Source organism: Nocardioides sp. NPDC057772, assembly GCF_042798075.1.
Classification (GTDB): Bacteria; Actinomycetota; Actinomycetes; order Propionibacteriales; family Nocardioidaceae; genus Nocardioides.
In genome coordinates this window covers 1-7,989 of sequence record NZ_JBHVKN010000231.1, presented here as the reverse complement: position 1 = coordinate 7,989, position 7,989 = coordinate 1, and the positions used below count along the sequence as shown (strand labels likewise).

At 68.1% G+C, this 7,989-nt stretch carries 10 protein-coding genes; 2 read left to right on the top strand and 8 right to left on the bottom strand.

The genetic code is table 11. From position 1 onward, the window contains the following. The 3 genes from ACFVJS_RS24565 to ACFVJS_RS24555 all read right to left on the bottom strand — a co-directional run. Positions 1-296, bottom strand: a 296-nt coding sequence (locus ACFVJS_RS24565) for a DUF2752 domain-containing protein (protein WP_378885928.1), incomplete at its 3' end; no start/stop codon positions are given. A gap of 36 nt (positions 297-332) precedes the next feature. Continuing rightward, positions 333-872 (bottom strand): DUF2269 domain-containing protein, encoded by a 540-nt coding sequence (locus tag ACFVJS_RS24560; protein ID WP_378885926.1) that lies wholly within the window; start codon positions 870-872, stop codon positions 333-335. Further along, a complete protein-coding gene (locus ACFVJS_RS24555) occupies positions 869-1,090 on the bottom strand; it encodes a hypothetical protein (protein ID WP_378885924.1) in 222 nt (73 codons plus the stop codon). The genes ACFVJS_RS24560 and ACFVJS_RS24555 overlap by 4 nt, the downstream gene beginning before the upstream one ends. Positions 1,091-1,173: 83 nt before the next feature. Between ACFVJS_RS24555 and ACFVJS_RS24550 the strand changes: the two genes are divergently transcribed. After that, positions 1,174-1,776: a TetR/AcrR family transcriptional regulator gene (locus ACFVJS_RS24550; RefSeq protein WP_378885922.1), complete on the top strand. Its 603-nt coding sequence runs from the start codon at positions 1,174-1,176 to the stop codon at positions 1,774-1,776. A 56-nt stretch (positions 1,777-1,832) separates the two neighbouring features. Here ACFVJS_RS24550 and ACFVJS_RS24545 read toward each other — a convergent pair whose 3' ends face one another. Together ACFVJS_RS24545 and ACFVJS_RS24540 are read right to left on the bottom strand one after the other, a co-directional pair. Next, positions 1,833-4,295 carry a heavy metal translocating P-type ATPase gene (locus tag ACFVJS_RS24545; RefSeq protein WP_378885920.1) on the bottom strand — a complete coding sequence of 821 codons (2,463 nt, stop codon included), beginning with the start codon at positions 4,293-4,295 and terminating at the stop codon, positions 1,833-1,835. Then, positions 4,292-4,519 carry a heavy-metal-associated domain-containing protein gene (locus tag ACFVJS_RS24540; protein WP_378885918.1) on the bottom strand — a complete coding sequence of 76 codons (228 nt, stop codon included), beginning with the start codon at positions 4,517-4,519 and terminating at the stop codon, positions 4,292-4,294. Before ACFVJS_RS24540 ends, ACFVJS_RS24545 begins: the two co-directional genes overlap by 4 nt. A gap of 97 nt (positions 4,520-4,616) precedes the next feature. On the opposite strand from ACFVJS_RS24540, the gene ACFVJS_RS24535 reads away from it, so the two are divergent. Further along, the gene (locus ACFVJS_RS24535) at positions 4,617-5,030 is read left to right on the top strand and encodes a heavy metal-responsive transcriptional regulator (protein WP_378885917.1); all 414 of its coding nucleotides are present in this window, start codon (positions 4,617-4,619) and stop codon (positions 5,028-5,030) included. Between the two features lie 111 nt (positions 5,031-5,141). Here the strand turns inward: ACFVJS_RS24535 and ACFVJS_RS24530 are convergent, their stop codons facing one another. The 3 genes from ACFVJS_RS24530 to ACFVJS_RS24520 all read right to left on the bottom strand — a co-directional run. Further along, on the bottom strand, positions 5,142-6,524 hold the full coding sequence (locus ACFVJS_RS24530; RefSeq protein ID WP_378885915.1) for an MFS transporter: 1,383 nt from the start codon (positions 6,522-6,524) through the stop codon (positions 5,142-5,144). Between the two features lie 197 nt (positions 6,525-6,721). Then, positions 6,722-6,934, bottom strand: coding sequence for a heavy-metal-associated domain-containing protein (locus ACFVJS_RS24525; RefSeq protein ID WP_378885913.1), 213 nt, complete (start codon positions 6,932-6,934; stop codon positions 6,722-6,724). Positions 6,935-7,050: 116 nt separating this feature from the next. Then, positions 7,051-7,989: heavy metal translocating P-type ATPase (locus ACFVJS_RS24520; protein ID WP_378885912.1), on the bottom strand; the 939-nt coding region annotated here is incomplete at its 5' end.

Below are 7,989 nucleotides of genomic sequence, written 5' to 3'. Positions count from 1 at the left end.
AGAACGGCGAGCGCAGCGCCGGCAACGATGAGAATACTGAGGGAGTTGTACCTCCACGCCTGGACCAAATTGCCTTGGGCCGCGTAGCGAGCTGCCCTGGTGCCTCCGCAGAGCGGGTCCATGATCCCGACCTTGTGCAACGGGCCGTGAAGATCGACGGGCGGCAGACCGAAGAGTGCCATGGCACCGGCGATCACGAGTGCCGCCAAAGCCATGGCCGTGAGCCACCAATGGCGATCGCGATGCTCGACCTCGAGTCGCAAGAATGGGTTAGCGGCGACAGATGCGTGTGGCATGCGGGTCCTTGTCGGGCTGGAACGACTACGGGGCAACTATCCCCCGCTCAGCGTCGAACCAGGGCGTGAAGCAGCGCGCGCCGCCCGATCCTTCGACCAGCCATAGCGCGTCACTCCTCGAGGCTTGAAGATGTTGAGCATCATGATGCCGATCAACAGGACGAGCCCGATGACCGCGTGCGTGGTGTCGCTGCCCATCGCAAGCAGGTCCTCCTCGCCCAGCGTTCGCGCTCGATCGGCTTGGGCGGTGACGCTGGGCATGTGCATGATCAGGACGGCGGTGAGCACGACCGTGCCCACCAGCGAGATAAGCACCCAGTAGTGACGCAGCAGGCCCCACTTCGTCACTGCGCCCATCAGTAGGCCGGTGGCGAGAGATCCGAGGGCGAGCGGCACGGTCGCGTACCAGCCGATGAGCTCCATCCCGATCCACGCCGCTCGAACGACCTCGGGATCGTCCGTGGCCGGCACCGCGAAGGCCAGCACCAGATAGGCGCAGACCACGCCGATCCAGCCCACCGAGCAGCTCAGGTGGAGCGCGAGCAGGAGCCGTCGTGGCCGTGGGCCGACAATCACCAGCTCGTCCCGTGCGCGATCGCTCCCACTACCGAGGCGGGGCCCATGCCGCCGATATGGCGTCCCGGCCCGTGCTCACCGCCGGTGATGAGCATCGCCAGCACCGCGAGCAGCACGACCGCAAGCAGCGCTGCCAGGAGGTACTTGACCCACGACGGCATGCCTGGCGGTCCGTCGTTGCTCGGACCACTGGGCTTCGGGCTGTCACTGGTCGTCATTACTTAGTCCTAGTTTTTCGAGACAATCTGTCTACCCAAATATGCATCGTGTCTCCGTATACGACAAGGCGTATCGTCGAGGTATGCCGAAACTCTGGAAGGACACGGTCGCCGAGCACCGGCGCGATGTCCGAGCGGCGATCCTCGAGACTGCCTGGGCGCTGGCCCGCGAACGTGGTGTCCGCGGCGTCACGATGGGACTCGTCGCCGAGCGGGCGGGCATCAGCCGGGCAACGCTCTACAAGTATTTTCGCGGCGTCGACGAGATGCTCGTGGCTGGCCACGCTGAGCATGTCGCAGAACACCTCGCACACTTGGAGAACCTCCGTGACGAGGCGCGTTCTGCGGGCGCCGGCTTGTATGCCATGCTCCAGGGTTATGCACGGATCTGTTTCCACCGAGGATCCTCGGTCGCAACCGACCTACATGGCCTGGTCCACCGTGGCGAAGAGCACCAGCGCCACAGCGCGGACGTGACCACACTGTTCGCCAAGGCGGTACGAGGCGCTCAGGAGTGCGGGCAGGTACGGACCGACGTCGCTGCCGAGGAGCTCGCCGCCTTCAGCATCCACGCACTCGAGGCCGCCGGGCAGGCCTCCGCAGCCAGAGCGGTCGACCGCCTCGTCGACCTCGCCGCGGAAGCTCTCCACCTCCAGGTGGAGACCGCCGGCCCCGGTCCCCGTTAGGACCCGACGAGTTGTCGACGCCGCTGTCCGCAGCCAGATGCAGCCTCCCGTTCCAGTCACCTGGCAGAAGCGGTGCCTTGGGGCGCATGCTGGCGACCGACGCTGCCGATGGCCTGGAACAGCAGGCTGGGGCGGGCGCCGATGGAGTTGACGAAGATGGTGGTGACCGAGGCGGCCATGGCGATCATCGCCCAGACCGGTTCGAGCAGTCCGGTAGCGGCGGCGGGGATGCCGACGCCGTTGAACAGGAACGCCAAGGTGACGTTCTGCTTGACCTTGCGGTAGCTGGTCCGGGAGATCTCGCGGCTGGTGAGTAGCAGGTGTAGGTGGTCGCGGACCAGAATGACGTCGGCGGATTCGACGGCGATGTCGGTGCCGGTGCCGATCGCGATGCCGACGTCGGCCTGCATGAGCGCGGGGGCGTCGTTGATGCCGTCGCCGACCATCGCCACCCGCCGCCCGCCTGCCTGCAGGTCGCGGACGATGGCGGCCTTGCCGTCGGGGTGGACCTCGGCGTGCACGTGATCAGGATCGATGCCGACCTGGCCGGCGACGTACTGCGCAGCGCGTTGGTTGTCGCCGGTGAGCATCACCGGCGTAATGCCGCCGGCGCGGAGTGCTGCGATGGTGTCGGCCGCATCGGGACGCAGCGTGTCGCCGAGGGCGATGATGCCGACCGGGTTGTCGTCGAGGGCGACCGCGACCACAGTGTGCCCGGTGCTGGTCCACTGGTCGATCGCCTCGGTCAGGCCGGTGGTGTCGATGCCGTGCTCGGCGAGAAGGTCCGGCCGGCCGACCAGCACGCGCTGGTTGTCCACCTCGGCGACCACGCCGAACCCGGTGACAGAGTGGAACTCGGCGGCCTCAGGGATGGTCAGGCCGCGACTGGTCGCGTCGGCGACGATGGCCTGGCCCAGCGGGTGTTCGGAGGTGGCCTCGGCCGCGGCCGCCCAGGTCCGCAGGTCCTCGGTCGAGCCGAGGATGGCCTGGGTGTGTCGGACGGTGGGTTTGCCGATGGTGAGGGTGCCGGTCTTGTCCAGTACCGCGGTGCGCACCAGGCGCAGTGTCTGGAACGCCTCGCCGGTGCGCATCACGATGCCGTGGTCGGCGGCCTCCCCGGCGCCGCGGACGATTGCCAGGGGCGCGGCGATGCCGACCGCACAGGGGTAACCCATCACCAGCACCGACAACCCGGCGAACACCGCTCGCCGCGCATCGATGTCCCCAGTTGCGGCAGTGACGGCCAACCAGCCGAGCAGCGCCGCCGCCGAGACCGTGAGCACGAGGGGCGTGTAGACGCGCAGCACCCGGTCGACCAGGTGCAAGATGCCCGGCTTGAGGGCGCGGGCGTCCTCGATGTGCCGGATGATCTGGGCCAGGAAGGTCTCGGTCCCAACCCGGGTGACCTCGACCAGCAGGGTGCCAGTGCCATTTACCGACCCGCCGACCACTTCATCCCCGACGCTGCGCTCGGCTGGCACCGGCTCACCGGTCACCATCGACAGGTCCACCGCCGAATGTCCGGCGATCACCACGCCATCGACGCCGATCCGTTCGCCCGGCCGGATCCGCACCCGATCACCGATCACGACCTGGTCGACCTCGACGTCGACCTCGGCACCGGCGCGCACGATGCGTGCGGTGTCAGGGCGCAGGTCGAGCAGCTTCTTCACCGACTGGCTGGAGCGGGTCTTGACCAGCAGCGACAGCCACTCCGAGAACGTGTGGTAAGTCGTGATCAGCACGGTGACCGCGAAGAACGCCGCCGTCGGATAATCCGGCAGCACCCCGGTCAGACCGATGATCCCACCGGTGACTCCGGCCAGCGCGCCGACCTCCAGCAGCACGTGCTGGTTGAGGATGCCACGCCGGGCCGACTGGTAGGCCATCCGAGCAAAGTGCGGCGAAATCACCGCCATCGCCACAACGGCCAACACACCGGTCACCCAGCCGGTCACCGTGTCGCCGAGCAGCCCCGTCGCGCGTAGACCGAGCGCGGTCGCGCCGGGCGCGATCACCGCCACCGTGCCCAGCGTCGCGCGTATCGGGCCGGCCGGGCTGAGGATCGCCGCAGCGATCGGCACCATCAACACCACCACCGACGCCGATACCAACGCCCCGACCAGGCTCGCTGCGGCGACCAGCGCGATCGCCGTCAGGCTCGTCGCCACCGCAGCGAGCAGCCGCAGACCTTCGCGGACGAGCAGGGCCTCTTCTTCCTCGAACGGTCGCAGCTTGCGTGGGTCGTAGAGGTCATAGCCGATATCGCGCAGCGTGGTGGTGATCTGCTCGGCGTGGATCCGGCCGGGGTCGAAGTCGATCAGCGCCTGCTCGTGAGTCAGGCTCACCGACACCCGATCCACGCCATCGAGGCGGCCGACGGCCTTCTCGATCGTGCCCGTGCACAACGAACAGTGCAGCCCAGCGATCCGCGCCCGCACCCGAACCCGGTCCGGCCGGTCGGTCGGCTCCTCAGCCCACAGGCCCTCGCCGTGGTCCGGTGTCCTCGTGGTGGTCACGGTGCCACTTCCCCGACAGGATCGAAGCCGGCGGCCGACAGCCGGGCGGCGACTTGGGCGCGGTCGAGGCGACTTCCGTCCGCAACGACGACGTTGACCTGCCCGGTGTCATGGTCCGCAGCGGCCTCCACCACGCCGGGCATCCGGCGCAGCACCGCCCGGGCCCGCTGCTCGCAGCCAGCGCAGCTGATGCCGCTGACACGGAGACTTATCTGTTCGGTCATTGGGTTCCTCCTGCTGTCTCGGCCGGCCTGAGCGGCCCTGGAACCGACACTAAAACCTTGTCCCAGGGGCAAGGTCAACACGCGTACAGTCGTCGATGTGAACGCTGACGAGAACGACCACACCCTGACCGTGGGACGGGCTGCCCGAGCGGCAGGAATCACCCCGAAAGCGGTCCGGTTGTACGAGGCCAAAGGCCTGCTGTCGCCCGCGGAGCGCAGCGATGCCGGCTACCGGCTCTACACCGACGACGACATCGCCACCTTGCGGTTCATCCGCCAGGCCCGCACCCTCGGGCTACGGCTGGACGAGATCGGCGACATCCTCGACATCCGCCGAGCCGGCGCCGCGCCATGCCACCATGTGCTGCGTCTGGTCGATCAACACATCGCTGACATCGACCGCACCATCGGCGAGCTTCGCCAACTCCGCAGCACCCTCGTCCACACCCGCAAGACCGCGGCGGAGGCCAGCGCCGGCGATGTCTGCCGGATCATCGAACACGCAGGCTGACCCGCCGACCCCTGTTCAGCCGTGCCCCGCGGTAGATGCCGCCGCTCTACGATCAACAGCCAGCTCGGAAGACCAAGAACCCGTCGACCGTTGGCTACCCGTTCAGTGGACTCACACGGCGTGCACGCATGCGCACTGGCATGCAGCGAGGGTTCCTTCGGCGGTATCGGCTGCCGTACGGACAAGCACGTCGATTCCGGGGCCACGATCCGTGATACCGGCCGTGACACCGGGGGTGGTTTCGGCCATGATGCCGGGGGTGGTTCCGACTGTCTCGGTGGCCGGTGTGGCGTCGGTTGCCTTCTCTTCGCGCGTCCATAGGGCCGGTGCGGCGGTGGCGCCGAGCGCGGCGAGGATGGCGAGGATGGTCCAGGTGGTGGTGAAACCGGCGGTGGTGGCCACCCACCCTGCGATCGGGTAGGTGATCAGCCAGGCGAGGTGGGACAGGGAGAACTGGGCGGCGAAGACCTGCGGGATGGCGTTGGGTTCGACCGAACCCCGGAGCACTTGTCCGGTCGGGGTGATGATGAGCGCCATCCCGGCGCCGATCGTGAGCCAGATGGCCGCGGTGAGCGGCGGTATGGCGAGACTCGCCGCGGCTGTCGCGAGTGCGACGAGGACCCCGACGACCAGAACGGCAGCTCCGGTGAGCATGACGATCCGTTCGGCGACGCGGTCCAGGATCCTGGGGAGGACGAGGGCAGCCAGGAGGGTGCCCGATCCTGAGGCGGCGAGCATCCAGGCCACGTCGGACTGGGTTCCGCCGAGCACGTCGCGGACGTAGTTGACGGTGTTGACCACGACGATGGACCCTGCGGCCGCGACCACGAGGTTCAGTGCCATCACGGCGCGCAGACTGGGCGTGGCGGTGAAGGTCCGGATCCCTGAGACGACCCGGTCCAGGGGGCTGGTGTGCTGGCTGGGGCGGGCGTTGGGGATACGGGTCGAGAGCACGAGTATCGCGGAGACAGCGAATCCGAGCGAGGTGCCGAGGAACAGCAGGTTGAAGGACATGACCGCGAGCGCGACACCTGCGAGCACCGGGCTCAGCAGGCTCTCCATGGTGTAGGCGACCTGCGAGGCAGAGAGCGCTCGGGTGTAGTCGGCCTCTTCGGTGACGATGTCAGGGATGACCGCCTGGAACGTGGGAGTGAACGCCGCAGACGCGGTCTGTAGAACTCCGATCAGCAGATAGATCTGCCAGACCTCGGTGACGAACGGCAGGGCAAGCACTACCAAGGCACGGACCGCGTCGAGGACGGTGAGGAACAAGCGCCGAGGCAACCGATCGACGTACGCCGCTGCTAACGGCGCGACCACGACGTAGGCGACCATCTTGATGGTCAACGCGGTCGCGAGCACTGCGCCGGCGCGAGGACCGGCCAGGTCGTAGGCGAGCAGACCCAGTGCGACGGTGGCCAGACCGGTTCCGAACAGTGCGATCACCTGCGCGCTGAACAGGCGCCGGTAGTCGCGGATCGCGAACAGCCCCATGGCTCTAACCCTTTCTCAGGCCAGGCCGCTTTCATGTCCTGGCGTCCTGGTTCAATCGAAGAAAAATCTGTCCCGCGCCGCTGTCCCTGGCCTGTCCGACCACCGTGCGGTGGACCCGGTACTCCCGGCTCTTCACCGTGCGAACGCTGACGACGCGGGTCGAGCCGGGGTACCGGAGCCTTGCGAACTGTGCGGTGTCAGGCGGTAGCGAGCTTGTAGCCGGCCTTTTCGACGGCCTGCTTCACGGACGCATCGCTGATGTCGCTCTCGCTGGTGAGAGTGATCGCACCGGCGGCGAGATCGACGTCGACGTCGAGGACGCCGGGGATCTGCTCGACCTGGTCGGTGACTTTGCCGGCGCAGCCGCCGCAGGTCATGCCGGAGACGGTGTAGGTGGCGTTGGTTGCCATGGGTGAAACCTTTCTGGTGGGTTCCGTGCCCGGATCGGGCCGGTTGTTGTAGGTCCTGCCGGCCAGGCAGGTCCTCTGGGACCCCGATTCGGCTCGGGGAGCCCAGAAGCTTGGGGTCAGGCGTTGACGGGCTCGCTTCGGGACACCGCTGTGGCGCCGACGGTGCCGGTTCGGGGATCGCTGTTGGTCACTCGGAAGGTGCGCAGCCGGAGGCTGTTGGAGACCACGAACACCGAGGAGAACGCCATGGCGGCTCCGGCGAGCATCGGGTTGAGGAGTCCGGCAGCTGCCAGCGGGAGGGCGGCGACGTTGTAGGCGAAGGCCCAGAACAGGTTGCCCTTGATGGTGCCGAGCGTGCGCCGCGCGAGTCGGATGGCGTCAGCGGCGGCGCGGAGGTCTCCGCGGACCAGGGTGAGGTCGGAGGCTTCGATGGCGACGTCGGTGCCGGTGCCCATGGCCAGGCCGAGGTCGGCCTGGGCCAGTGCCGCGGCGTCGTTGACCCCGTCACCGACCATGGCGACGGTCTTGCCCTGCTCCTGCAGTCGCTTGATCACATCGACCTTCTCCGACGGCATCACCTCGGCGATGACCGTGTCTGAGCCGGTCTCGATGCCCACCGCGGTCGCGACCGCCGTGGCGACGGCGGCGTTGTCTCCGGTGAGCAGCACCGGGGTCAGCTCCAGGCCGCGCAGCTGGCTGATCGCCTCGGCAGAGGTCGGCTTGATCGCGTCAGCCACGACCAGGACTCCGCGGGCTCGGCCATCCCACCCGACCGCGACCGCGGTCTGACCCTTCTCAGCGGCCTCGGACATCACAGCTTCCAGGGGCGGCGTCAGGTGCTGGGACCACTCGGCGAGCAGCCGCGGTCGTCCGACCAGAACGGCGTGCGAGACCTCCCCGTCGACGATGACTCCCTGCACCCCCAGGCCTTCGATGTTGGCGAAGTCCTCCACCGCCGGCAGGTCACCGACCTGAGCGGACGCGCCCTTGGCGATGGCTTGTGCGATCGGGTGCTCGGACGCGTTCTCCAGGGCGCCGGCGAACCGCAGCAGCTC

What these genes read in the sequence shown, in the direction of transcription:
- ACFVJS_RS24555 (WP_378885924.1), bottom strand. Translation starts at nt 1,090, where the DNA reads ATGACGACCAGTGACAGCCCGAAGCCCAGTGGTCCGAGCAACGACGGA.
- ACFVJS_RS24550 (WP_378885922.1), top strand. Translation starts at nt 1,174, where the DNA reads ATGCCGAAACTCTGGAAGGACACGGTCGCCGAGCACCGGCGCGATGTC.
- ACFVJS_RS24540 (WP_378885918.1), bottom strand. Translation starts at nt 4,519, where the DNA reads ATGACCGAACAGATAAGTCTCCGTGTCAGCGGCATCAGCTGCGCTGGC.
- ACFVJS_RS24530 (WP_378885915.1), bottom strand. Translation starts at nt 6,524, where the DNA reads ATGGGGCTGTTCGCGATCCGCGACTACCGGCGCCTGTTCAGCGCGCAG.
- ACFVJS_RS24525 (WP_378885913.1), bottom strand. Translation starts at nt 6,934, where the DNA reads ATGGCAACCAACGCCACCTACACCGTCTCCGGCATGACCTGCGGCGGC.